This window comes from Aureimonas altamirensis (assembly GCF_023702225.1).
In the GTDB taxonomy this organism is placed as follows: Bacteria; Pseudomonadota; Alphaproteobacteria; order Rhizobiales; family Rhizobiaceae; genus Aureimonas; species Aureimonas altamirensis_B.
Window position 1 is genome coordinate 47,792 of the sequence record NZ_JAMQCO010000002.1, and the last position, 22,910, is coordinate 70,701.

A 22,910-nucleotide genomic window follows, 5' to 3' on the forward strand; every position below is an offset into this window, starting at 1 on the left:
TCGTCGGTTCCGGCCGACGCCCAACGTCTGCGCGGAAAGCCCGATCCTTAGCATATGGTCAGCGCGACGCGACTATGGATACGCTTTTCACCTGGGCGAATACCGCTTCGCCGACAGACAGGTTCAACGCTTTGACGGAGCGCGCAGTGATGCGCGACCGGATGAAAGCGCCACCGGGATCGAGCTGCAGCCGGATGCTGCGCTCGAACTCGCCGATCGGATCTATTCCGACCACCCTTGCAGGCAGCGCGTTCAGGATGCTCGTATCTTTCGCCGGGCTCCTGACGATGGACACATCGCCGGCAGCGACGCGGACGCGCACGGTCATGCCGGCCTCGGCCGCCCTGCCGACCGTCCGGATCGTCGCACCACCGACGTCGACAGCCGCAATTCCGTCGGCCTCGATGGCCTGCACGCGCCCGATCAGGACCGAGGCGAAATCCGCTTTGGCCGCCAGCGGCGATGCCGGATCTGACAATGCGTCCTCCAGCGGCCCGCCGGAGACGACCCGTCCGTCCCGCAGAAGCACGAGATGGTCCGCCAGACGCTCCACCTCGGACATATCGTGGGTGACCAGGATCATCGGAATCCTGAGATTGGCATGCAGCGCTTCGAAGTACGGCAGGATCTCTTCCTTTGCCGTCCTGTCCAGCGCCGACAAGGGCTCGTCCATCAAAAGCAGGCTGGGTTGACGCAAGAGGGCGCGCCCGAGCGAGACGCGCTGCCTTTCGCCGCCCGACAAATGCGTGGGGGCGCGCTCCATCAGCGGCGCAAGGCCGAGGAGTGCGACCACCTCGTCGAACGCGATGGAATGCCGAGCGCGTTTCGATCGCTTCGCACCATAGACTAGGTTCTGGCGCACGCTGAGGTGGGGAAACAGGCTCGCTTCCTGGAAGACATAGCCGATCGGCCGCCTGTGTGTCGGAACGAAGCTCTGGCCGTCCTGCCAGAGATCGGGCCCGACACGGACCGCGCCCGCCAGCCGGTTCAACCCCGCGATACATCGCAGGATCGTCGTCTTGCCGCAGCCGGACGGACCGAAGAGTGCCGATATTCCGTGCATGGGCAGGGCGAAATCCACGTCCAGCGTGAAGCTGCCGAGACGACCGGCCAGCGCTGCGACGATCCTGTCGTCCATCAATAGACCCTCCGCCCGGCACGGCGGGCGATCAGGGATACCGAAAGGATCACCAGGAAAGAGAAGACGAGCATTCCTCCGGACAGGATATGGGCCTCGCGCCAGCGCAATGTCTCGACGAAGTCGTAGATCGCGACCGAAAGAACCTTCGTCTCGCCCGGAATGTTGCCGCCGATCATGAGGATGACGCCGAACTCTCCGACCGTATGGGCGAAGCCCAGCACCGCCGCCGTCAGGAAACCGGGAATCGCCAACGGCACGGCAATGGTGAAGAACCTGTCCCAGGGCGATGCGCCGAGCGTCGCCGCCACCTCAAGCGGACGCGCCCCGACCGCCTCGAACGCGTTGCGGATGGGCTGGACCACGAAGGGCATGGAATAGATGACCGAACCGAAAACGAGGCCCTCGAATGTAAAGGCGAACGTCCGCAGGCCGACGAGCCCGCCGAACCAACCGCCGAGACCGGACGGCCCCAGGGCGACCAGCAGATAGAAGCCAAGGACGGTCGGCGGCAGAACGAGCGGCAGGGCGACGATCGTGGCGACCACTTCCCGCCACCGCGAGCGCGACCATGCAAGCCACCAGGCGATCGGCGTTCCGACGATCAGCAGAACGAAAGTCGAAATGGCGGCAAGTTCAAGGGTTAGCCTGATCGGCGACCACAATTCGCTGGACAGAGCCTTCCCCCTTTCGCGATGGGATCGGGTATGCCGTACGAAGCATACCCGCAGTCTGATCCTGCTTCATCGCGCAAGGGCGTAGCCGTACTTCTCGATGATCGCGCCGGCTTCGCCACTTTTCAGGAACTCCAGGAAGGCTGTTGCCGCGGGATTGCCCTCACCCGTCTTCAGAAGAACGGCATCCTGCCTGATCGGCTGGTAGAGATCCTGCGGGACAACCCATCGGGACCCGGCATCCGTCTGCGATACCTGGCCGAGCGCGACGAAGCCGACCTCGGCGTTTCCGGTTTCCACGAACTGATAGGCCTGACCTATATTCTGCCCCTGGACGATCTTCGGCATCAGGCTGTCGTAGACGTCCAGCGCCTTCATCGTTTCGACGGCGGCGGCTCCATAGGGCGCCGTCTCCGGGTTGGCGATCGCGATCTGGCGGAAATCCTCCCCTTTCAGCGTCTCCGGCCCCGTAACCTTCCCGGCCTCGGCGGAATAAAGCACGAGCTGGCCGATTGCGTAGGTGAAGACCGTTCCGTCGACGCCGTAGCCCTCCTGCACGGCCAGCGTCGGCCGCTCGTCGTCCGCCGCCAGGAACACCTCGAACGGCGCCCCCTGTGTGATCTGTGTGTAGAACTGCCCGGTCGCACCGAAGGACAGCGTCGCATCGTGCCCGGTGGCATTGGCGAAGGCGGCGGCGATGTCGTTGGCCGCATCGGTGAAATTTGCCGCTACCGCGACATTGACGGTCTCCGCCTGCGCCGAGGCGGAGAACGCTGCTCCGGCGAAGATGGCGATCAGCACTCGATACATAGGCCCCCCGATATAGCCAAGTGGATATATTGCCTGAACCTACCGGGGGCGCTGTCCGAGTGCAAGTAGGCGTCCTCGTCGCTCTACTCCTCTTCCTGGAACGCAACCTCCCGGGTCCGGCGCACGGAGGGCAGGATCACGATCAGCAGCAGAATAGCGGCGGCGGCCAGCATGACCGCGCTGATCGGCTGGGTTACGAACACGGTGGCGTCGCCGCGTGAGAGCAACATGGCCCGTCGCAGGTTTTCCTCCATCATCGGTCCAAGGACGAAGCCCAGCAAAAGCGGGGCGGGTTCGCAGTCGAGCTTGCGGAAGACGTAGCCGAGCACGCCGAACACGGCCATCACGTAGATGTCGAATGTCGCGTTATGCAGGCTGAAGACGCCGATCGCGCAGAATGCCAGGATCATCGGGAACAGATAGTGGTACGGAACCGAGATCAGGCGAACCCATATCCCGATGAGAGGCAGGTTGAGCACGAGAAGCATCAGGTTGCCGATCCACATGGAGACGATCAGGCCCCAGAACAGCGCCGGCTGCTCGGTAATCACCGAAGGACCGGGCTGTATGCCCTGGATAATGAGTGCGCCGATCATCAGCGCCATGACCGGGTTCGAGGGAATACCGAGCGTCAGCATCGGAATGAAGGACGTCTGCGCGCCGGCGTTATTGGCAGATTCCGGACCTGCGACCCCTTCGATCGCGCCGTTCCCGAACTCTTCGGGATGGCGCGAGATCCGCTTCTCGAAGGCATAGGATGCGAAGGAGGCGAGCATGGCGCCGCCGCCCGGAAGGATTCCGAGGACGGAGCCGAGGATTGTTCCCCGCATGATCGGGGCGGAGATGCGCTTGAGTTCCTGGCGCGTCGGCATCAGCCCCGTGACATTCCTGGTCAACAGCGTCCGGGAAGATTCGTTCTGAAGGTTTGCGACGATTTCGCCGATGCCGAAAAGGCCCATCGCCACGATCACGAAATTGACGCCGTCAGCAAGATAGGTGAAGCCGAACGTGAACCGCGGGAGCCCCGTGTTGACGTCCGTTCCAATGACGCCGAACAGCAGTCCAAGCACGATCATTCCCAGCGCATGCAGAAGAGATCCATGCGCCAGCACGACAGACGCGACGAGACCGAGAACCATCAGCGAAAAGTATTCGGCGGGGCCGAATTGCAGGGCAACCGTAGTCAGAGGCGGCGCGAACAGGGCCACCAGCACCGTTGCGATGGTGCCGGCGACGAATGAGCCGATCGCGGCGGTCGCGAGCGCCAGCCCGGCCTTGCCCTTGAGAGCGAGCTTGTATCCATCCAGCGCCGTTACGACTGAGGCGGACTCACCCGGCAAGTTGACAAGGATGGCGGTTGTCGACCCACCGTACTGCGCGCCGTAGTAGATGCCGGCCAGCATTATGAGAGAAGCGACCGGCGGCAGGTCGAAGGTGAGCGGCAGCAGGATCGCGATCGTGGTGAGGGGACCCAGACCGGGAAGAACGCCGATCGCGGTTCCGAGCAGGACGCCGACAAAACAATAGAAGAGGTTGTCGAGACTGAATGCCGTGACAAGGCCGAGTTCGAGATTGGTGAGAATGTCCATAGGGTCACCCCTTCACCCAGTTGCCGACGAGGGGCATGGGAACGCCGAGCGCCTCGACGAACAGAAGGGTGCAGAAGGAGATCAGGATGGCCATGAGCAGCAGCGGCTTCAGGCCCAGCCGGAAATGCCCGCTGGCCGAAGCCGGAACGAGCAGGAGGAACACAAGCGACAAGGGCAGGCCGAGACGCGGCAGCAGCCACGCGAAGGCGACGACCCCTGTCGTCACAAGGCCCATCGGCATCCAGGCGAGTTTTCCCACGCGCTCGCCGTCCCGCAGGAGTGAGCGCACGATCGCCGCCAGGCCGAACACGGCAAGCACCGTACCCAGCATCGCCGGAAAGTATCCCGGCCCCATCCTTGCGGTCGTGCCGACCGGGTAGTCGCGAGCGACCACAAGGGCCAGAGCACCGAATGCGGCGTAGAGAACGCCAGCCCAAAAATCTTTTCCGGCTCGTATCGTCGGCATGATCAAATCCTCCCGTCGTGCCTTGTCTTTTTCGCGCCTCGACCCCTCTCAAGCGCCCGCATATCGCGACAGGAACTTCATCGTTTCGCTGTCGATCGAGATCCCATGGCGGCGCTGGCGTGCGAGGTTGGTCAGCTCGATCTCTCCGGGCAGGAGGACCGGGTTTTCAGGGCCGACCGAAGGGGTGGAGTGGATGATGTCGGAAAAATCCCGGACACGGGCTGCCAGCCATGATGCCGAGCCGAGGCGGCTTGTATCCAGGAGAATGAAGAAATGCCCGAGGTTCTGCGGCTGGTCCGGCGTATCCACCCATGATCGCACATGGGACAGGTAAGCCGCATCCGACAGAACGCCGGCAAGGAGATCCACGATCAGGGCAAGTCCGTATCCCTTGTGACCGCCGATGGGCTGAAGGAAGCCGTCCAGCGCCTCGTTGGGATCCTCCGTCGCAACGCCGGCGCGGTTCGTGGCCCAGTCGGACGGGATGGCCCTGCCCTGCTTTGCAGCGTTGCGTATCTTGGCGCGGGCGACGACGCTCATCGCCATATCCAGGATGATCGGCGAGCCGCCCGGATTGGGAATGCCAAAGCCGATGGGACTGTTGCCCAGGCGTGCTTCGCGACCGCCCCAGGGAGCGATGGTTGTCGTGGCATTGCTGCCGATGAAGCTTGCGAAACCAGACTCGGCCGCAACGTAACAATACGGCCCGACCGGCCCGAAATGGTTGCTGCCACGGGCAAGGGCGATACCGATCCCGTTTTCCCGTGCAAGGTCCATCGCTGCCCGCAAGGAATGTTGCCCTACGAGTGGACCGACGCCGTTGTCTCCGTCGACCCTTGCTATGCCGGGTGCAACCCGCTCGATGCGGATATCCGGCCTTGCCGCGATCCCGCCGAGCGCCAGGCGCTCGCCGTAGGACTGGATGCGGCTCGTGCCGTGCGTGGAGACGCCGAACAGGTCCGCAAGAACGAGGATGCGAGCGGTGTCGCTTGCATCGACTTCACCGAGACCGAGTGCGATGAGGGTGTCCGTCGCGGCGCGTTGCAATTCCGCCTCCGCGACGACGGTCTTTTCATTTTGATTTTCCATAGGGCGAACTCGCTTTCCGGATGATGACATGGCCGTGCTATTCCGCGTGCAGGTTGGCCTTGCGAACGATATCGCCCCAGCGGGCGCTTTCGGCTTCGATGAAGTCCGCGAATTCAGCCGGGGTCGAACCGACCGCGACGCTGGCGTCCTCGTTCAGCCGCGCGATCACGGCGGGCTTTCGCAGAGCCTCGACCGCGGACCGGTTAAGGCGATCGATCGCCGCCTGTGGGGTGCCCGATGGGACCAGCAGGCCGAACCATTGCGAGCTTTCGAAGCCCGGATACCCGGTCTCGGCAACTGTGGGCACATTCGGCAGTAGCGGAATCCTCTCGGCCGAACCAACCGCGAGAGCGCGCAGCGCGCCGGACTTGAGATGCGGCAGGAATGGAGGCACCCCTGCGGATGCGGCGTCCGTGCGACCTGCGAGAAGGTCGGTGATCTGCGCGCCTGTGCCCTTGTAGGGGATATGCTGAACGTCGATCCCGGCCGCCAGCTTGAGTTGTTCGAATGCCAGGTGGCCAGCGCTGCCGTTGCCGGCGGACCCATAGTTGAGCGTCCCGGGGTTGGCCTTCGCCAGTTCGATGAATTTGGGCAGCGTAGCGGCATCGACCTCGGAATTGACGACGAACAACATGGGCACCCGCGTCATCAGGGTAACCGGGGTAAAATCCTTGGCCACATCGTAGGGCAGGTTCTCCAGCATCGCCGGATTGACGGCCAAGGTTCCAACATGGCCCAGAACGATCGTCTGGCCGTCGGGCTTGGCGCCTGCCACATCCTGCATGGCCACCACGCCGGCGGCGCCGGCCAGGTTTTCCACAACGACCTGATGGCCGAGGTCCTTCGACATCTCCGCCGCCACGGTACGGGCGATGATGTCGGAACTGCCTCCCGGGCCGTACGGAACGACGAGCCTGATGGTATCGTTCGGCTCCCAGCCCTGGGCGTGTGCCGCGACGGGCCCGGCCAACGAGAGGGCAAGTGTCGCGAGCGCCAGACTGGCATTGCGCACAGGCCACCACCGAGGCCTGCGCTTCGAATTCGATTGGCCGGATGATGTCATTGAAGTTCCTCCCGCTATGACGCGCGACCGGTCAGTCGTGCGATCGAAAACATCATTACTGCTGGCGTGTAGATCCGGAAAAGGCTAGGAATCCTAACTTCCGACATGGGAATAGCTTCGCTGTGGAAACTCGTTTCCTTGAAAGTTTCGTCGTGTTTACCGAGAGCCGCTCGCTGGTCGAAGCCAGTCGCAAGCTTGCCTTGACGCCCGCTGCGCTGGCGCTGCGGTTCAAAACACTCGAGGATGAAGTCGGGTATCCACTATTGAGCCGCGTCGGGCGGATCGTTCGCCCCACCGCGGCCGGATTGCGGTTGGCGGAACAATCGCGAAACGTCGTCCAGCGCATCCGGGACCTGCGCACCCTCGGAGATGATCCCGAACTGGGTGGCGAGCTTCGGCTCGGTGTAGCGTCCAGTGCGGTCGCAGGTGTCCTGTGCAACCTGCTGCTCGATCTTGCGAAGAAATATCCCAAGCTGGAACTCATCATCACCAAAGGCAGTTCGTCCAGCCTGTACGGCAGTCTTGTCGACGACCGCATCGACGCCGCGCTGATGTTCGAGCCACTGTTCGATGTTTCAAAAGGCCTCGACTGGTCGACAATCCATTCAGAGCCCTACATCGTCATCGCGCCCGCCGCCTTCGGAGAGCGAGAAGCTCTGGATCTGCTGCGCACCGAGCCATTCATCCGCTATGATCGTCGGCTCTGGTCGGGTCAGATCGCCAGCCGGTACCTCGACCGCAAGATGATCGTTCCGCGCGAGCGGCTCGAGATCGACGGCCTCGAGGCGATTGCCGTGCTGGTCAGTCGCGGCCTCGGCGTTTCGCTCGTCCCGGACTGGTCGACGCCGTGGCCCGAGGGACTGGATATCAGGAAGTTTCCTCTTCCCGATGATCGACCATACAGGACGATGGGGATGATGTGGCCGCGCGCGTCCCGGCGGCTACCGATCATCGAGGCGCTTCTGGCCATGGCGAAGGTCGAATAGCGGGCGGCCGGTCATCCTGTGCGCGGCAGTCTCCGACCGCCGATCCAAACGCCACGCAGGTTCAACGCGTCGTCGATCCAAACCATGTCGGCACGAAATCCCGGGGCAAGCGCGCCACGCTCGCCCTCGAGACCGAGGAAAGCGGCAGGATAGGACGAGGCCATCCGCAGCGCCTCCTCGAGGGGCACGCCGACCGTCCCCGCGAGGTACTGCACGGCGCCGATCATCGTCAGGTCGGAACCGGCAAGTGTTCCGTCGTCCAGCGTCAGGCGTCCCTGGCTGCGTCTCACCGTACGCCCGTTCAACTCGAATACGCTGGCGTCCACCCCTACGGTCGGCATGGCGTCGGTTATTGCCATGATTTTCCCCTCGCCGCGCTTGGCGCGCAGCGCGATGCCGATGGCTGCGGGATGCACATGATGCCCATCCGCGATCACGCCGCACCAGACGTCCGGCGTATCGAGGGCCGCGCCGACCAGCCCGGGGCTGCGATGGCCAAGCTGGCTCATGGCGTTATAGAGATGGGTGACACCCCGCGCGCCGGCGGCGAAGGCACGCTTCGCATCCTCGAACGTCGCGTCCGAATGGCCGATCGAGACGGTGATCCCGTTGGCGGCCAGAATGCTTATCTGGCGCGGCGTGACGCTTTCGGTCGCGACGGTCAGGATCATCGGCCGAACCGTCGTCGCCAGTATCCGCTCGAGGTCTTCCTCCGACAGGGTTCGGATCAGCGCCGGATCGTGCGCGCCCTTGCGTGCCCGGGAAAGAAACGGGCCCTCGACATGGATGCCGATGCACCCGGACACGCCTTCGGCGATCGCGGCGCCGACCGCCTCGATGGCCGCATAGGTGATCTCCGGCCGGTCGGTGATGACGGTGGGCATCAACGCGGTGGATCCGAAGCGCGCATGCGCCTCGCAGATGGCGCGTATGCCGGCTATGGTGGGTTGTTCGTTCAAGAGCACGCCACCGCCACCATTCACCTGCACGTCGATGAAGCCGGGCGCCAGGAGGCCGCCGGGCAGGTCCATCAGCCTTGCGTCGCCCGGCACGTCGGCTTGCGGCAGGATATCCCGCACACTCTCTCCGTCGACCAGCAGCGCGTGACCGGACCGGCGAACCTTTCCATCGAAGATGTCTGCGCCCCGGTATGCGGTCATCGCCATCAGATCGTCTCCGTAACCTTCTTCAAGCCACGCGGCACATCGGGGTCGAAGCCGCGGGCGCGCGACAGCGCCTCGGCAAAGCCGTAGAATGAAAGCAGCATCACCAGCGGCTCCAGCAGCGGGTGCCCGGCCGGCGCCGTGGGCAGTCGACGCCCCGGAGCGCCCTCGCCCGCCACGAAAAGCGTCGCGCCCTTTTCCAGCAGGCGGTTAGCGGTATCCACGAGGCTGGCATGCGCCGCGTCCTGCGGAATATAGGCGAACACGGGAAAGCCGCCCTCCACCAGCGAGACCGGGCCGTGCAGCAACTCCGCGCCCGAATAGGCCTCGGCATGCACGATGCAGGTCTCCTTGAACTTGAGCGCGGTTTCCGCCGCCACCGCGTATCCCGGACCGCGCCCGAGCGTGTACAGGGATCCCGCATCCCGGACCGCGTCCACGGCCTCGTCCCATCGGCAGTCCAGTGCGGCGTCGAGGTCGTCCGGAAGGCGTCGCAGGCCGTGGCGGAGCGCATCGTCGCCCTGCCATTCCGCAAGGATGCAAAGCGCCGCCGCCACGGAGGCGATGAAGCTCTTGGTGGCCGCAACGCTTCTTTCCGGGCCTGCCTGCAGCGCCACGGCAGCGGACGCGGCATCGGCCAGTGGGGACCCTTCGACGTTGACGAGTGCGATCGTCTCGCCGCCGCCGTCGCGCGCCGCCTTTGCCAGCGCCACGATGTCGGGGCTGCGCCCCGACTGCGAAACCGCGATGGCGGCACATCCTTGCAACTTGAGAGCCGCGCCATACACGGACACTACGGATGGCCCCAGCGAGGCCACCGGAATACCGGCCATGATTTCCGTCGCGTATTTCAGGTAGGTGGCGGCGTGGTCGGAAGAGCCGCGCGCGATCGTGGCGACGGCGGGCGGCTGCAAACGTCGCAAGCGGGCGCCCGCCGCGCGCATCGCGTCGCGCGAAAGATCCAGCAACCGGCGGACGGCCTCCGGGGCCTCGTCGATCTCGCGTCGCATCAGGGAGGGTTCGCTCATCGCTCAGCCTTTTCCGGATAACGCCATTTCGGCGACGAAGTCATAGGCGTCCCCCCTGTAGTGCGAGCGGGTCAGTTCGACCGGCTGGCCCGACGCGTCGAAGGACACCCGAAGAATCGACAAGGCCGCCGCCCCTTCGGGCAAACCCAGCAAACCGGCATCCTCGGGCCCAAGATTTTCCGCTCCCAGTCTTTGCAGCGCCCGAACGGGACGATGTCCGGCAAGCGCCATGGCATCGTAAAGGGAGGCGCCGACAAGGTCCGGGTCGGGCAGGATCGTCGCCGGAACACAGGCGCGCTCCACGGCCATCGGCTGCCCATCGGCACGCCGAAGCCGATGGAACCGGCTGACGGGCTCCCCCGGCGACAGCGCCAGTTGCAGCGCCTCTTCCGGCGTCACACGGCCGATGGCGCGCGTCAGCCAGTCCGAGGTGGCCGCGCGTCCACGCGTCCGCATGTCCTCGGTGAAGGACGTCAGGTGCGACAGGCCTTGTTGCAGCTTGCGGCGCGAGGGGTCGGCGATGAAAGTTCCAGAGCCGTGCCGCTGCTCCACGACGCCGTCCAAGGCAAGTCCTTCGAGCGCCTTACGCACGGTCACCCGTGACACACCGGCCTCCAGTGCAAGTTCCCGCTCCGACGGAAGCGCCTGGCCGACGCGCAATGCTCCGTGTTCGACCGCCTCGCGGATCGCTGCGCCGAGCCGCAGATACAGCGGCCCGCCCCCTGCGGAAAGCCGCCCCATGCGGAATGGCGCACTCATGCCCCCGCCCCCGCGGGAAGCAGCGTTGCGGCAAGATCGAGTGCGCCCTCCATGGCATCGCCTTCCGGCGAAACGAGGTACCGTTGAATATCGGCCGGAAACAGCGGCTGATATCGGGACGCCATCCCCCCCAGAAGCGCGATGGCCGGAGCGCCCAGTTGCCGCAGCCGCCGCAACATGGGCTCGACGGACGCCACGCCCTGACCGACGATCCGAAGGGCGATGGGGTCGCCGGCATCGAACCGCTCCCATACCAGCGGAGCGAAGCAACCGAAGTCGCGCGGCATGGCGGTTCGGGCAAACTCCGCCAGCGCGCTCGGGTCTCGGTGGAACCGGGCAAGGACATCGCGGCACAATTCGCTTTCCTCCACCACGCCGTCGAGCGCCAGCAGCGCGAGCGACAATGCGGAGCGGCCAAGGTCGGCCCCGCTGCCCTGGTCGGAAACGGCAATCCCCCAGCCTCCGAGCAGCGTGAACTCCGCTTCGGAGCGTACGACGTAGGCGGAGCCGGTTCCCAGGATGGCGATGGCGCCGTCCCGGCCTGCATGCGCGCCACGACACGCAACGACTGCATCGGTTTCCAACGCAAAGGACGCAAACGGCATGGGCCGTGCGAGAAGCTCCGCCGCGAAGGACGATACGTTGGCTCCGGCAAGGCCCAGGCCGGCATGGCTGCACGCCAGATGATCGGCGGAAAGCCCGCCGGCCCCGAGAGCCGCCGCGGATACGGCAATGATGTTGGCGAGCGCGGCGTCGACGCCGGCGAATATGTTGGCCGTGCCGCCGGACGCCTCACCGATCTGCGCGCCCCCGGCATACCGCGCGCGAACGCGGCACTGCGTGCCGCCACCATCTATGCCGAGAAGGATTGGCTCCCGCACGGATAACATCTCCTGATACTCACCCGGATAATACCAAAATAAGCCACACGGGCAAGACGAGTGCTCCGTTAAGACATCATTTCTTTTTTTCTGGTTGCAGAACATATGCTTATCGGCTGTCGGCAAGGTTTCATATGACAAAAACTTAACAAGCCATCTGGACGAATGGCATCAAGTTGGTAACACTATCGATTGTGATGTGGCCGCTCAGGCTCGAGGAGGTTGCCATGACCGACGATTTGCGGGCGACCGAAGCTTTGCATCCCGCCTCGCGTGGGCTCGACATGCGGTCTGATACCGAAGCACTCGGCCTGCTGCTCGCCGGACAAAGGCATGCGCTGGCTGCCGTGGAGAGCGCGGTCCCGGCACTGGCAGAAGCGGCCGAACTTGCGCTGGATCGGCTGGCGGCCGGCGGCCGGCTCGTCTATCTGGCGGCGGGAAGCCCGGCCCTCATCGCCCTCGGCGATGCGCTCGAAATTCCGCAAACCTACGGTGAGCCCGCATCCTCCTTCATCACCATCCTGGCCGGCGGCGCCGAGATCGTGACGAAGTTCGGCGGCGGCGCCGAGGATGACCGCCGGCAGGCCGAAGAGGACGTTCTGTCCGCATCCGTCGGCCCGACCGACTGCGTCGTGGCGATCTCGGCCAGCGGATCCACGCCGTATGTCCTGCGGGGCCTTGAAGCCTGTGCCGCCCGCGGCGCGGCAACCGTCGCCATCGCCAACAATCCCGATGCCCCGATCTTCCGGCCGGCGACGGTGAGCGTCCTCCTGGATACGGGGCCGGAGCTCGTCGCCGGTTCCACCCGCCTGGGCGCCGGCACGGCCCAGAAGGCGGCTCTCAACATGCTGTCCACGCTCATCGCGATCCGGCGCGGCCATGTGCACGACGGCCACATGGTGGGATTGCGCGCGGACAACGACAAGCTGCGCGCGCGGGCCATCCGCATGGTGTGCGACATGGCCGGCGCATCGCCGCAGGAGGCGGCGGAGGCCCTGCGGCAAACCGATGACGAGGTCAAGCCGGCGGTGCTGCTGGCGGCCGGCGCAAACGACATCGCCGCCGCCCGGCAGCGGCTCGAGAAGGCAGGTGGCAGCCTGCGGCAAGCCCTGGCGGCCTTGCGAAACTGACACGAGAGAGAACCGGCGTCGACGCCGCTTGGGAAAGGAACAACGGAATGAGCAGACGTGTCCTCAAAGCCTCGATCAGCCTTGCCGCTCTTGGCCTCTCTGGCCCGGCGCTGGCGCAGACGACGCTGACCATCGAAAGCTGGCGCAACGACGACCTGCCCGTCTGGCAGGAAAAGATCATCCCCGCCTTCGAGGCCAAGCACCCCGAGATCAAGCTGGTCTTCTCCCCCTCGGCGCCGACCGAGTACAATTCGGCGCTGTCCGCCAAGCTGGACGCGGGCTCTGCCGGCGACATCGTCGCCTGTCGTCCGTTCGACGGCTCGCTCCAGCTTTTCCAGAACGGGAAGCTGGGCGACCTTACCGACCTTCCGGGCATGGAGAATTTCAGCGCCATCGCCAAGACGGCGTGGTCGACGGATGACGGTTCGAAAACCTTCTGCGTGCCGATGGCGTCGGTATTGCACGGCTTCATGTACAATATGGACGCGTTCGAACAGTTGGGCCTTCAGGTGCCGACGACCGAAGCCGAGTTTTTCGCCGTGCTCGACAAGATCAAGGAAGACGGCACCTATGTACCGCTGGCCATCGGCACCAAGGACCAGTGGGAAGCGGCCACGATGGGCTACCAGAATATCGGGCCGACCTACTGGAAGGGCGAGGAAGGCCGCAAGAAACTGATCGACGGCGAAGAGAAGCTGACCGACGAGCCATGGGTGAAGCCCTACGAGGTGCTGGCGCGCTGGGCCGACTACATGGGCGACGGCTATCAGGCGCAGACCTATCCGGATAGCCAGAACCTGTTCACCCTCGGCCGCGCCGCAATCTATCCGACCGGCTCCTGGGAAATCTCCGTCTTCGAGCCGCAGGTCGATTTCAGGATGGGCGCCTTCAAGCCTCCGGTCGTCGATGCGGGCGACACATGCTACATATCCGATCATCCCGATATCGGCATGGGGGTCAACGGTGCCAGCCCCAACCAGGAAGCGGCGAGAACCTTCCTGGAGTGGGTGGCGACGCCGGAATTCGCGGAGATCTACGCCAATGCCGCTCCGGGCTTCTTCCCGCTTATCGATGCGGACGTGAACATAGAGGATCCGCTGGCGCAGAGCTTCGTCGCATGGCGCGGCGAATGCCAGCCGACGATCCGCTCCACCTACCAAATCCTGTCGCGCGGAACGCCGAACCTCGAAAACGAGACATGGGAGGAATCCGCAAATGTCATGAACCGGACGCAGACGCCGGCAGAAGCGGCCAGCAAGCTCCAGACGGGGCTGGAAAGCTGGTACAAGCCCGGCGCCGCGCCGGCGGCGCCGTCCGGACAGTAAGAACCCGAACCGGATCGGCTGGACATGACCGAAACGATCAGGCCGAGACGGCGCTGGCATATCGCCGTCTTCCTCGCACCGGCGCTGCTGGTCTACACGACCATCATGATCGTGCCGCTGATCCAGACGCTATGGCTGGCGCTCGAGCGGACGACCCCCGATGGCGCCAGTTTCGTCGGGCTGGCGAACTTCCGGGTCCTGTTCGGCGATCCGCGCTGGTCGGCGGGCTTCTGGAACGCCCTCGGCAACAACGTCTATTTCTTCCTGATGCACATGCTGATCCAGAACCCGATCGGCATCGCCCTCGCCGCGCTGATGTCGGTGCCGCGCCTGCGCGGTGTCGCCTTCTATCGGACAGCCATCTTTCTGCCGACGATCCTGTCCTTCGTCATCGTCGGTTTCATCTGGAAGCTCATCCTGTCTCCGCTGTGGGGCATCGCGCCCGACCTGTTGAGCGCCGTCGGCATGCGGTTCCTGTTCGCCCCCTATCTCGGGCAGGAAGCCTATGCGCTGACGACCGTGTCGCTTGTTTCGGTCTGGCAGAACATCGGCATCCCGATGATGCTGATCTACGCGGCGCTGCTGACCATACCCAACGAAATCATCGAAGCGGCCGAGTGCGACGGCGTTACCGGGCTCTCCCAGTTCTTCCGGATCAAGCTGCCATTGATCCTGCCGGCCATCGGCCTCGTTTCGATCCTGACATTCGTCGGCAATTTCAATGCTTTCGACCTGATCTATTCCATGCAGGGCGCGCTCGGCGGGCCGAACGGGTCCACCGACATTCTCGGCACCCTTCTCTACCGCACATTCTTCGGCTTCCAGCTCCAGCAGGGAGACCGCAACATGGGCGCGGCCATCGCCACCGCCATGTTCCTCATCATCCTCGCCGGCGTGTCGCTGTACCTTTTCGTCATCCAGCGGCGGATGCGCCGCTATCAGCTCTAGGGAGGCGTCGATGTCCAAGGCACCGCGCGCCTTTCGCATGGGCTTCGTGCATCTGGCGCTGATACTGTACACGCTCGTCGCCGTCACCCCCGTGGCGATCGTCGTGATGAACTCGTTCAAGACCCGGCGGGGCATCTTCAACGAACCGCTGCTGCCGCCCTCGCTTGAAACGGCCAGCCTGGCCGGCTACCGCATGGTCGCCTCGCAGGGCAACTTCCTGCTTTATTTCCAGAACAGCATGATCGTCACCGTGACGTCGCTTTTCCTCGTGCTGCTGTTCGGCGCCATGGCGGCCTTCGCGCTGTCGGAATATCGCTTCCGGTTCAACAGCCTTCTCGGACTTTTCCTCGCCCTCGGCATCATGATCCCGATCCGCCTCGGCACCGTCGCGATCCTGCAGATGATGGTTGCGACCGGCCTGGTCAATACGCTGGCGGCACTGATCCTCGTCTACACCGCGCAGGGCCTTCCGCTCGCCGTTTTCATCCTTTCCGAGTTCATGCGCACGGTGTCCGACGACCTCAAGAATGCGGGTCGCGTCGACGGCCTGTCGGAGTATCGCGTCTTCTTCACGCTGGTCCTGCCCCTCGTCCGCCCGGCCATGGCGACGGTTGCGGTCTTCACCATGATCCCGATCTGGAACGATCTGTGGTTTCCGCTGATCCTGGCGCCAGGCGAATCCACCAAGACGGTCACGCTTGGCGCCCAGCTCTTCCTCGGCCAGTACGTCACCAACTGGGAGGCGGTGCTGGCGGCATTGTCGCTGGCCATTCTGCCGGTGCTCGTCCTGTACCTGATCTTCTCGCGCCAGCTCATCCGCGGAATTACCGCAGGTGCGGTGAAATGATGGAAAGGACTGCAGGGACAATGAGCCGACCGCTTCGTGTCTTCGTCGCCGGCCTCGGCCAGATGGGCCGCTCGCACGCGCTGGCCTACCATCGCGATCCGGGCTTTACGATCGTCGGCCTGTACAACCGGTCCGACATCGCGCTGCCGGACGAGCTTGCCGCCTATCCCCGGATGACCGATTTCGGGGCCGGGCTTGCCATGGCGCCCGACATCGTCTCCATCAATACCTATACCGACAGCCACGCCGAACTTGCCATCGCGGCCATGGAGCGCGGCGCGCATGTGTTCGTGGAAAAGCCGCTGGCCGCGACGGTGGAAGACGCACGGCGCGTGGTTGACGTCGCGCGCCGGACGGGCCGCAAGCTCGTCGTCGGTTATATCCTGCGGCACCACCCGTCCTGGCAACTCTTCATCGAGAAGGCGCGCGAACTCGGCCCGCCCTACGTGTTCCGCCTCAACCTGAACCAGCAATCCTGCGGGGCGGCGTGGGACATCCACAAGCGGCTCATGCAAACGACGTCGCCCCTTGTCGATTGCGGCGTGCATTATGTGGACGTGATGTGCCAGATCACCGATGCACCGCCGGTCGAGGTGCGCGGCATGGGTGTGCGCCTTTCGGGCGAAATCGATGCCGCCCAGGTCAATTACGGGCATCTTCAGGTTCTGTTCGCGGACGGTTCCGTCGGCTGGTACGAGGCCGGTTGGGGCCCGATGATGTCGGAGACGGCGTTTTTCGTGAAAGACGTCATGAGTCCCGGCGGCTCTGCCTCGATCGTGCTGGATGAAGGCGCATCCTCTTCCGATATCGACACCCATACGCGAACGGCGAAGATCCGCGTCCATCGGGCGGCCCTCGGCCCGGATGGTGGTTTCGCGCGTGCCGACGAATGGCACTCCACCGCGGACGAGCCCGACCATCAGGCGCTGTGCGAGCGCGAGCAGGCATTCCTGTTACGCGCCATACGGGACGATATCGACCTGTTCCGCCATAACGAGGATGCCGTCCGCTCGCTCGAGATCGTCCTGGGAGCGGATACCAGCATGCGGGAAGGCCGCATCGTCAAGCTATGACTTGCCCCGATACGCGCACGGAGACTGCCCGGTGACGACATCGCTCGAGTTGAAAGCCATTGCCAAATCCTTCGGCGCGACCGACGTCCTCAAGGGCATCGACCTTCAGGTCCAGGAAGGCGAGTTCGTGGTCTTCGTCGGTCCCTCCGGTTGCGGCAAATCCACCCTCCTGCGCATCATCGCGGGGCTGGAAACGCAGACCTCCGGGCATGTGGAAATCGCGGGCCGCGTGATGGATGGCGTCGAGCCGGCCAAACGCGGCATCGCCATGGTATTCCAGTCCTATGCGCTGTATCCGCACCTGACGGTCTCCGGCAACATGGAGCTTGCGCTCAAGCAGGAGGGGGTGGACAAGGCCGAGCGCGCGCGGCGCGTCGCCGAGGCTGCCGCGATGCTGGAGCTGACGCCCCTCCTGACGCGCCGCCCCGCCGAACTGTCGGGCGGGCAGCGGCAACGCGTCGCCATCGGCCGCGCCATCGTGCGCAACCCGACCCTGTTCCTCTTCGACGAGCCGCTGTCCAACCTCGACGCGGCCCTGCGGGTGAATACGCGGCTGGAGATCGCACGGCTGCATCGAGCCCTGGGGGCTACGATGGTCTACGTGACGCACGATCAGGTCGAAGCGATGACACTTGCCGACAAGATCGTCGTTCTCAATGCCGGACGGGTGGAACAGGTCGGCCGCCCGATAGACCTGTACAACCGCCCCGATACGCTGTTCGTCGCCGGCTTCATCGGCTCGCCGCGCATGAACTTCCTCGGCGGGCGGCATGCCGAGATTCTCGGCGCCGAACGGATCGGCGTGCGCCCCGAGCATCTGGAGGTCGTCGCCGAAGGCGGCCAATGGCGCGGCTTCATACGCCACGCGGAGCATCTCGGGTCCGACACCTATCTCTATGTCGCCATTTCCGACACCGAGGAACTGACGGTACGGCTGCCGGAAGAAAGTCCGCTCGAGGCCGGCCGAACCATCGGCCTGCGGCCCCGGCCGGGGCGTGTCCACCGTTTCGACGCGGGCGGAAGGACCATTCGGGACGATCAGCCCGTGGCGCCGGGGTAAAGGGCACGCGCCGCCATGATGGCGCGATGGTTCCCATCCGCCCAGGCCACCAGCGATCTCATCGGCACGAGAAAGGACCGGCCCAAGCCGCTTCAATAGAGACCAGATCCTAAATTCATACCAAGGAGACGACGAGATGGCAAAAGTTGCGCTGATAGGGGCATCCGGAAATGCCGGTTCCCGGATACTGAAGGAGCTGTCGGATCGCGGACACGCCGTCACGGCCATTGCGCGCCATCCGGAAAAGATAGCGGAATTGCCGCAGGTGACCGCCGTCAGGGGCGATGTCTACGACAAGGATGGGCTTGCGGCGCTGATTGCCGGTCATGACGCGGTCATAAGCTCTGTCCATTTCACGGCGAGCGACCCCGGCACGCTGATCGAGGCCGTGCGCCAGTCCGGTGTCCGCCGGTATCTGATCGTCGGTGGCGCCGGCAGCCTGGAGGTCGCGCCTGGTCGCCGCGTCATAGACCTGCCGGACTTCCCGGAGGCGTACAAGGCCGAGGCCGGCAAGGGAGCCGAGTTCCTCGACCTCGTCCGCAAGGCCGACGACCTCGAATGGACGTTCATCTCGCCATCCGCGGAGTTCGTGCCGGGCGAAAGAACGGGCACGTTCCGCCTTGGCAAGGATACGCTGTTGTCGAACGAGGCGGGCTCACGCATCTCCTTCGAGGACTTCGCCATTGCGCTGGTCGACGAGCTCGAAACGCCGCACCACATCCGCGCCCGGTTCACGGTCGGCTATTGACGGGAATGGCGGAGGCGGCCATCGCCAGCGCGGCCCCGCCGAGGGCCGGGCCGCTTCCGGCCAGATCGTAGACCATGCCGAACAACGGCGCGCCCGCTGTCTGGCCGAGGGCCAGCACGAGAAACGGATAGCCGAGCCCCAGCGCCGGGCGATCGCCCAGCAGTGCGATACCCCATAGCAGAAAAGCGCCGCTGGACACGATATAGGCAAGGCCGAATACCGCCATCGCCGCGAAGGCAAGCGCCGGGTCGGCGCCGGCAAGCGCAAGCAGGCCGAGTGCCAGCGCCATCGCACTCACGGAAATGCGGTGGACGAGGCCGACGCCGAAGCGATCCGTCAAGAGGCCGGTTGCAACGGCGCCGGTTCCGGCCACGCCGAGCACGATCCATGCCAGTGCGATTGCGCTGTCGTCGAAGGTCAGCTCCTGCCGCAGGATGGTTGCGCCGAAGGTCCAGACGGCTGTCGAGCCCGCTCCCATCAGGAAGGCGGCGATCGTCAGGCCGGCAATTCCAGGTTGCCTCGCAAGCGCCAGAGGCAGTGCCGTGGCGGCGGTTGCGACCCTGCCCGCCGGAATGGCGAACCACAGCCATATCGTGACGACCAGGCCGGCGGCGGCGAAGGCGGCGTAAAGCTGCCGCCAGCCGATGGCAAGCGACAGAACGGCGATACCGGAAAGGACGATGCCCGCCGCCGTGCCGGAGTTGATGGCGCCGTTGGCCTTGGCCTGCGCTCCGGGCGCGAAGGCGCGCGCCACAGCGGCGGCCATCGGCGGCGAGGTCAGCCCCGTGCTGAGACCGGCAAGCGCGATCGCGAGGCCCATCGTAACGGCTGACGAAGCCATTGCGGCAAGGGCGAGACCGCCCGTCGCGACGCCGGCGGCCAGAATTGCGTTGGTACGCTCTGCGTACTGTGCTCCATAGGTGGACGCGAAGACGATGCCGACGCAGTAGGCCGCAAAGGCTCCGCCGCCGATCCATCCGGCTGCGGTTGCGCTGAGGCTGAGCTCTGCGCTGATGTCGGGCAGCAGCAATCCGAAGGCGAAGCGCGCCAGCCCGTAGGTCAGCGCGGTCAGGCAGAAGCCGGCGGCGACGAGGTTGAGATGCCCCCTCACCGCGATTGCTCCCGCACCGACCGGATCAAGGCGTCGGCCGCGCGTCTTGCCTCTTCAATGCAGCCGAGGCCGGCAATGGGAGCCGCTGCGGTAGCGCCTTCGAAGAGAATCCAGACCTGCCGCGTCAAGGCCGAATTTGGCTTCCCGAGCGCACCGGCCACCCGCTCCGCGACCTCTTCTTCGAATTCTGCCTTCTGACGCGCCACGAGGTCCACGATCGCAGCATTGGCCTGCTCGTATTCGGCGCGGGCGCGCAGGAGCATGCAGCCTCGCGGCCCATGCTCGCTCATCCAGTTCTCCAGCGTGTCGAACAATGCCGCGACAGGGTCGCCCGCAGCACGTCCGGCTGCCAGCCGCGCCATGAAGGCTCGATGCCGATGGTCGAGAACGGCCAGCACCAGCCCGTCGCGGGAGCCGAAATGCTTGTAGAGGGTCCGAGTGGATGCGCCCGATGGCGCAAGGAATGCGTCCACGCCCGTCGCCCGGAAGCCGTTGCCGTCGAAGACGGCTTCCGCACCGGTGATGATATCTCTGTGCTTGTTCATCGCCGCTCATGTAAAGCGATCGTTTTACATGTCAAACGCAAAAGATCGTTGGACGCGCGAAGGGTGCGGGCCGGCTTTCACGCTTACTGATTGGGCTGGTCTAGTTTTTATGCAATCAGCGGTTGACAACGCATTGCATGACGCAGCATGATCGAACCAATTCAAATTGGTTCGATCCATTATGAGCGTTTCCCCTCCCGACAATTCGACGATCGCGCTGGAGCGAATCCGCGACCTTCTGTCGAAGCTTGCCGGGAGCGACGAGACCAGGTTGCCCACCGAACGCGCCTTGTCCGAACAGCTCGACGTCAGCCGCGGCGCCGTCCGGCGCGCGCTGGAGGTGCTCGAGGCCGAAGGCGTCGTTTGGCGGCGTCAGGGTTCCGGCACCTATGCCGGCGGTCGTCCGGCGCGAACGGTTCCCGGCGCGAAGACGGACCCGCTGGTGGCGACGACGGACTTTACGGAGATCATGGAAGTCCGGCTGCGGATAGAGCCGCCGCTGGCGCAACTGGCTGCGTTGCGCGCCCTGCCGGAAGAGATCGCCGCCATGCGCGAGCATCTGGAACGGATCAACGGCAACGACGATGCCGACGCCCGGGAATTGTGGGATGGCGCGCTGCATCGCCAGATCGCGGCCAGCGCCCGCAACAGGCTGTTTCTGACGCTCTTCGATATCGTCAACCGCATCCGGCAGGACGACAGTTGGCGCACGGTCCGCGAAAAGGCGCGCAAGATCGCCCGATCGCGCGAGACCACGCGCGGCCAGCACGAGGCGATCATCGACGCCATCGAGGCGCGCGACCCGGCGCGCGCCGGAGAGGCCATGCGCGAGCATCTGCTTCTCATCCAGGAAATCCTGATCCGCCAGACATCGCTTCTGCCGGCCGAGCAGGCCGGCTCCACCCCCGACCCGAAGGAAATGACGTCATGCGATTGAAATGCATCAAGGCATCCCTGCTCCTGTCGGCCATGCTGTGCGGCACTGCGTCCGCCGCTACCCTGACCATCGGGCTGGGCGACGATCCGGACGTGCTGGACCCCGCGCAATCGCGCACCTACGCCGGGCGCATCGTGTATGCCGCCTTGTGCGACAAGCTCGTGGACATCGACACCGACCTGAACATCGTGCCTCAGCTGGCAACCGACTGGAGCTGGTCCGACGATGGCAAGAGCCTCGTCATGAACCTTCGGCAGGGCGCTACCTTCCATGACGGCGAGGCTTTCGATGCGGAAGCTGTCGTCTACAACATCGAGCGCGCCAAGACGCTTCCGGAATCGCGTCGCAAGAGCGAGTTGGCCAGCGTCACCTCGGTCGAGGCGACCGGCCCCTACCAGGTGACCTTTTCCCTGTCCGCACCGGACGTTACCCTTCTGGCGCAATTGTCGGACCGGGCGGGCATGATGGTTTCGCCCGCGGCGGCCGAAAGCGCCGGCGCCGATTTCGGAGCCAACCCGGTGTGCTCCGGCCCTTACAAGTTCGTCCGGCGGGTCCAGCAGGACAGGATCGTCCTCGAGAAATTCGCCGAGCACTGGGATGCCGACGCCTTCCCCCTCGACGGGGTCACCTATTTGCCCATACCGGACACCACGGTGCGCCTGGCCAATTTGCGCTCCGGCCAACTCGACTTGATGGAACGCGTGGCGGCCAGCGATGCGGCCGCCGTGCGGGACGACCCCGAACTCGGCAATGCGACGGTGGTGGGCCTCGGCTACCAGTCCATCTACGTCAACATCGGCAACGGACCGCGTGCCGACAATCCGCTCGGCGACGACAAGCGGCTGCGGCAGGCGTTCTCGCTGGCGATCGACCGCGAAGCGTTGAACCAGGTCGTCTACGAGGGCACGCAGATCGCCGGCAACCAGCCCTTTCCCCCAGGGTCGCGCTACTACAACGAAGACTTCCCGGTACAGCCGCGCGACATCGAGCGCGCCAAGGCGCTGATGGAGGAAGCCGGCGTCAGCTCTGTCGACGTTCAGTTGCAGGCGGCCAACGTGCCGGTGACCATGCAGCAGATGCAGGTGGTTCAGGCGATGGTGGCCGAGGCAGGATTCAACGTCTCGCTGCAGGCGACCGAGTTCACCACCCTTCTGGCGGCGCAAACCTCGGGCGACTTCCAGATGTCGCGGACAGACTGGTCCGGCCGTGTCGATCCGGATGGAAACATCCACCAGTTCGTCACCTGCCAGGGCGGCCAGAACGACGTCAAGTACTGCAACGAAGAGTTGGACCGCATCCTGAACGAGGCGCGCACCCTGCCCGATCCCGCCGCGCGCAAGGAACTGTACGACGCGGCCGTCGCCATCCTGCAGGACGACGTGCCGCTGATCTACCTCGGCAACCAGTCCTACATCTATGCCTTCGATACGGACGTCACCGGCTTTACGCCCTATCCCGACGGATTGATCCGCCTGCGCGGCGTCGACAAGGCAGACTAAGGCTCCTCAACCGAACCGGCGCGGCGCGTCTGCGCGCCGTC

23 protein-coding genes are annotated in these 22,910 nt (G+C 64.9%); 10 read left to right on the plus strand and 13 right to left on the minus strand.

All coding sequences use genetic code 11. The annotated features are described in order from the left end of the window. Window positions 1-58 precede the first annotated feature (58 nt). The 7 genes from modC to NDN16_RS03000 form a co-directional block, all read right to left on the minus strand. Window positions 59-1,138, minus strand: a complete 1,080-nt coding sequence (modC, locus tag NDN16_RS02970; RefSeq protein WP_251112143.1) for a molybdenum ABC transporter ATP-binding protein — start codon at window positions 1,136-1,138, stop codon at window positions 59-61. Then, window positions 1,138-1,803, minus strand: coding sequence for a molybdate ABC transporter permease subunit (gene modB, locus NDN16_RS02975; protein ID WP_251112144.1), 666 nt, complete (start codon window positions 1,801-1,803; stop codon window positions 1,138-1,140). Before modB ends, modC begins: the two co-directional genes overlap by 1 nt. Before the next feature lie 78 nt (window positions 1,804-1,881). Next, the gene (gene modA / locus NDN16_RS02980; protein ID WP_251112145.1) at window positions 1,882-2,622 is read right to left on the minus strand and encodes a molybdate ABC transporter substrate-binding protein; all 741 of its coding nucleotides are present in this window, start codon (window positions 2,620-2,622) and stop codon (window positions 1,882-1,884) included. Window positions 2,623-2,705: 83 nt separating this feature from the next. Continuing rightward, window positions 2,706-4,211, minus strand: coding sequence for a tripartite tricarboxylate transporter permease (locus NDN16_RS02985; RefSeq protein WP_251112146.1), 1,506 nt, complete (start codon window positions 4,209-4,211; stop codon window positions 2,706-2,708). 4 nt (window positions 4,212-4,215) lie between these two features. Further along, entirely contained in the window at window positions 4,216-4,677 is a 462-nt protein-coding gene (locus tag NDN16_RS02990; RefSeq protein WP_251112147.1) for a tripartite tricarboxylate transporter TctB family protein, read from the minus strand. Window positions 4,678-4,725: 48 nt separating this feature from the next. Continuing rightward, window positions 4,726-5,766, minus strand: a complete 1,041-nt coding sequence (locus NDN16_RS02995; RefSeq protein ID WP_251112148.1) for an Ldh family oxidoreductase — start codon at window positions 5,764-5,766, stop codon at window positions 4,726-4,728. A 37-nt stretch (window positions 5,767-5,803) separates the two neighbouring features. After that, window positions 5,804-6,778: a Bug family tripartite tricarboxylate transporter substrate binding protein gene (locus NDN16_RS03000; RefSeq protein ID WP_251112149.1), complete on the minus strand. Its 975-nt coding sequence runs from the start codon at window positions 6,776-6,778 to the stop codon at window positions 5,804-5,806. A 173-nt stretch (window positions 6,779-6,951) separates the two neighbouring features. Here NDN16_RS03000 and NDN16_RS03005 point away from each other — a divergent pair, with 173 nt between their 5' ends. Then, complete coding sequence (locus NDN16_RS03005; protein WP_251112150.1) at window positions 6,952-7,815, plus strand: LysR substrate-binding domain-containing protein; 864 nt, start codon at window positions 6,952-6,954, stop codon at window positions 7,813-7,815. A gap of 11 nt (window positions 7,816-7,826) precedes the next feature. Here the strand turns inward: NDN16_RS03005 and nagA are convergent, their stop codons facing one another. The 4 genes from nagA to NDN16_RS03025 are packed head-to-tail and all read right to left on the minus strand — an operon-like array spanning window position 7,827 to window position 11,646. Beyond that, window positions 7,827-8,981, minus strand: a complete 1,155-nt coding sequence (gene nagA, locus NDN16_RS03010) for an N-acetylglucosamine-6-phosphate deacetylase (protein ID WP_353050187.1) — start codon at window positions 8,979-8,981, stop codon at window positions 7,827-7,829. Next, complete coding sequence (locus NDN16_RS03015; RefSeq protein ID WP_251112151.1) at window positions 8,981-10,006, minus strand: SIS domain-containing protein; 1,026 nt, start codon at window positions 10,004-10,006, stop codon at window positions 8,981-8,983. The genes nagA and NDN16_RS03015 overlap by 1 nt, the downstream gene beginning before the upstream one ends. A gap of 3 nt (window positions 10,007-10,009) precedes the next feature. Further along, complete coding sequence (locus tag NDN16_RS03020; protein ID WP_251112152.1) at window positions 10,010-10,765, minus strand: GntR family transcriptional regulator; 756 nt, start codon at window positions 10,763-10,765, stop codon at window positions 10,010-10,012. Beyond that, window positions 10,762-11,646, minus strand: coding sequence for a BadF/BadG/BcrA/BcrD ATPase family protein (locus NDN16_RS03025; RefSeq protein ID WP_251112153.1), 885 nt, complete (start codon window positions 11,644-11,646; stop codon window positions 10,762-10,764). Before NDN16_RS03025 ends, NDN16_RS03020 begins: the two co-directional genes overlap by 4 nt. Window positions 11,647-11,873: 227 nt before the next feature. Between NDN16_RS03025 and NDN16_RS03030 the strand changes: the two genes are divergently transcribed. The 7 genes from NDN16_RS03030 to NDN16_RS03060 all read left to right on the plus strand — a co-directional run bounded on the left by NDN16_RS03030 (window position 11,874) and on the right by NDN16_RS03060 (window position 18,777). After that, the gene (locus NDN16_RS03030; RefSeq protein WP_251112154.1) at window positions 11,874-12,776 is read left to right on the plus strand and encodes an N-acetylmuramic acid 6-phosphate etherase; all 903 of its coding nucleotides are present in this window, start codon (window positions 11,874-11,876) and stop codon (window positions 12,774-12,776) included. A gap of 47 nt (window positions 12,777-12,823) precedes the next feature. Then, the gene (locus NDN16_RS03035) at window positions 12,824-14,101 is read left to right on the plus strand and encodes an ABC transporter substrate-binding protein (protein WP_251112155.1); all 1,278 of its coding nucleotides are present in this window, start codon (window positions 12,824-12,826) and stop codon (window positions 14,099-14,101) included. Window positions 14,102-14,125: 24 nt separating this feature from the next. Beyond that, window positions 14,126-15,049 carry a carbohydrate ABC transporter permease gene (locus NDN16_RS03040; RefSeq protein ID WP_251112156.1) on the plus strand — a complete coding sequence of 308 codons (924 nt, stop codon included), beginning with the start codon at window positions 14,126-14,128 and terminating at the stop codon, window positions 15,047-15,049. A gap of 10 nt (window positions 15,050-15,059) precedes the next feature. Then, window positions 15,060-15,896, plus strand: coding sequence for a carbohydrate ABC transporter permease (locus NDN16_RS03045; RefSeq protein ID WP_251112157.1), 837 nt, complete (start codon window positions 15,060-15,062; stop codon window positions 15,894-15,896). Continuing rightward, complete coding sequence (locus NDN16_RS03050) at window positions 15,896-16,969, plus strand: Gfo/Idh/MocA family protein (RefSeq protein WP_435301055.1); 1,074 nt, start codon at window positions 15,896-15,898, stop codon at window positions 16,967-16,969. The genes NDN16_RS03045 and NDN16_RS03050 overlap by 1 nt, the downstream gene beginning before the upstream one ends. A gap of 31 nt (window positions 16,970-17,000) precedes the next feature. Then, window positions 17,001-18,029, plus strand: a complete 1,029-nt coding sequence (locus NDN16_RS03055) for an ABC transporter ATP-binding protein (RefSeq protein WP_251112159.1) — start codon at window positions 17,001-17,003, stop codon at window positions 18,027-18,029. A gap of 136 nt (window positions 18,030-18,165) precedes the next feature. Then, window positions 18,166-18,777: an NAD(P)-dependent oxidoreductase gene (locus tag NDN16_RS03060; RefSeq protein WP_251112160.1), complete on the plus strand. Its 612-nt coding sequence runs from the start codon at window positions 18,166-18,168 to the stop codon at window positions 18,775-18,777. Here the strand turns inward: NDN16_RS03060 and NDN16_RS03065 are convergent. Both NDN16_RS03065 and NDN16_RS03070 read right to left on the minus strand, forming a co-directional pair. After that, entirely contained in the window at window positions 18,761-19,888 is a 1,128-nt protein-coding gene (locus NDN16_RS03065; protein WP_251112161.1) for an MFS transporter, read from the minus strand. The two genes, NDN16_RS03060 and NDN16_RS03065, sit on opposite strands and share 17 nt — an antisense overlap. Then, on the minus strand, window positions 19,885-20,433 hold the full coding sequence (locus tag NDN16_RS03070; RefSeq protein WP_251112162.1) for a TetR/AcrR family transcriptional regulator: 549 nt from the start codon (window positions 20,431-20,433) through the stop codon (window positions 19,885-19,887). Before NDN16_RS03070 ends, NDN16_RS03065 begins: the two co-directional genes overlap by 4 nt. Before the next feature lie 181 nt (window positions 20,434-20,614). Here NDN16_RS03070 and NDN16_RS03075 point away from each other — a divergent pair, with 181 nt between their 5' ends. Both NDN16_RS03075 and NDN16_RS03080 read left to right on the plus strand, forming a co-directional pair. Further along, window positions 20,615-21,370 (plus strand): FadR/GntR family transcriptional regulator, encoded by a 756-nt coding sequence (locus tag NDN16_RS03075; protein ID WP_251112163.1) that lies wholly within the window; start codon window positions 20,615-20,617, stop codon window positions 21,368-21,370. A gap of 32 nt (window positions 21,371-21,402) precedes the next feature. After that, entirely contained in the window at window positions 21,403-22,869 is a 1,467-nt protein-coding gene (locus NDN16_RS03080; RefSeq protein WP_251112542.1) for an ABC transporter substrate-binding protein, read from the plus strand. The last annotated feature ends 41 nt before the right edge of the window (window positions 22,870-22,910 follow it).

Bases quoted from the DNA above. Each gene is read 5' to 3' on its own strand.
- modC (WP_251112143.1), bottom strand. From the start codon at position 1,138: ATGGACGACAGGATCGTCGCAGCGCTGGCCGGTCGTCTCGGCAGCTTC.
- modA (WP_251112145.1), bottom strand. From the start codon at position 2,622: ATGTATCGAGTGCTGATCGCCATCTTCGCCGGAGCAGCGTTCTCCGCC.
- NDN16_RS02985 (WP_251112146.1), bottom strand. From the start codon at position 4,211: ATGGACATTCTCACCAATCTCGAACTCGGCCTTGTCACGGCATTCAGT.
- NDN16_RS02990 (WP_251112147.1), bottom strand. From the start codon at position 4,677: ATGCCGACGATACGAGCCGGAAAAGATTTTTGGGCTGGCGTTCTCTAC.
- NDN16_RS02995 (WP_251112148.1), bottom strand. From the start codon at position 5,766: ATGGAAAATCAAAATGAAAAGACCGTCGTCGCGGAGGCGGAATTGCAA.
- nagA (WP_353050187.1), bottom strand. From the start codon at position 8,981: ATGGCGATGACCGCATACCGGGGCGCAGACATCTTCGATGGAAAGGTT.
- NDN16_RS03015 (WP_251112151.1), bottom strand. From the start codon at position 10,006: ATGAGCGAACCCTCCCTGATGCGACGCGAGATCGACGAGGCCCCGGAG.
- NDN16_RS03020 (WP_251112152.1), bottom strand. From the start codon at position 10,765: ATGAGTGCGCCATTCCGCATGGGGCGGCTTTCCGCAGGGGGCGGGCCG.
- NDN16_RS03030 (WP_251112154.1), top strand. From the start codon at position 11,874: ATGACCGACGATTTGCGGGCGACCGAAGCTTTGCATCCCGCCTCGCGT.
- NDN16_RS03035 (WP_251112155.1), top strand. From the start codon at position 12,824: ATGAGCAGACGTGTCCTCAAAGCCTCGATCAGCCTTGCCGCTCTTGGC.
- NDN16_RS03040 (WP_251112156.1), top strand. From the start codon at position 14,126: ATGACCGAAACGATCAGGCCGAGACGGCGCTGGCATATCGCCGTCTTC.
- NDN16_RS03045 (WP_251112157.1), top strand. From the start codon at position 15,060: ATGTCCAAGGCACCGCGCGCCTTTCGCATGGGCTTCGTGCATCTGGCG.
- NDN16_RS03050 (WP_435301055.1), top strand. From the start codon at position 15,896: ATGGAAAGGACTGCAGGGACAATGAGCCGACCGCTTCGTGTCTTCGTC.
- NDN16_RS03060 (WP_251112160.1), top strand. From the start codon at position 18,166: ATGGCAAAAGTTGCGCTGATAGGGGCATCCGGAAATGCCGGTTCCCGG.
- NDN16_RS03070 (WP_251112162.1), bottom strand. From the start codon at position 20,433: ATGAACAAGCACAGAGATATCATCACCGGTGCGGAAGCCGTCTTCGAC.
- NDN16_RS03075 (WP_251112163.1), top strand. From the start codon at position 20,615: ATGAGCGTTTCCCCTCCCGACAATTCGACGATCGCGCTGGAGCGAATC.
- NDN16_RS03080 (WP_251112542.1), top strand. From the start codon at position 21,403: ATGCTGTGCGGCACTGCGTCCGCCGCTACCCTGACCATCGGGCTGGGC.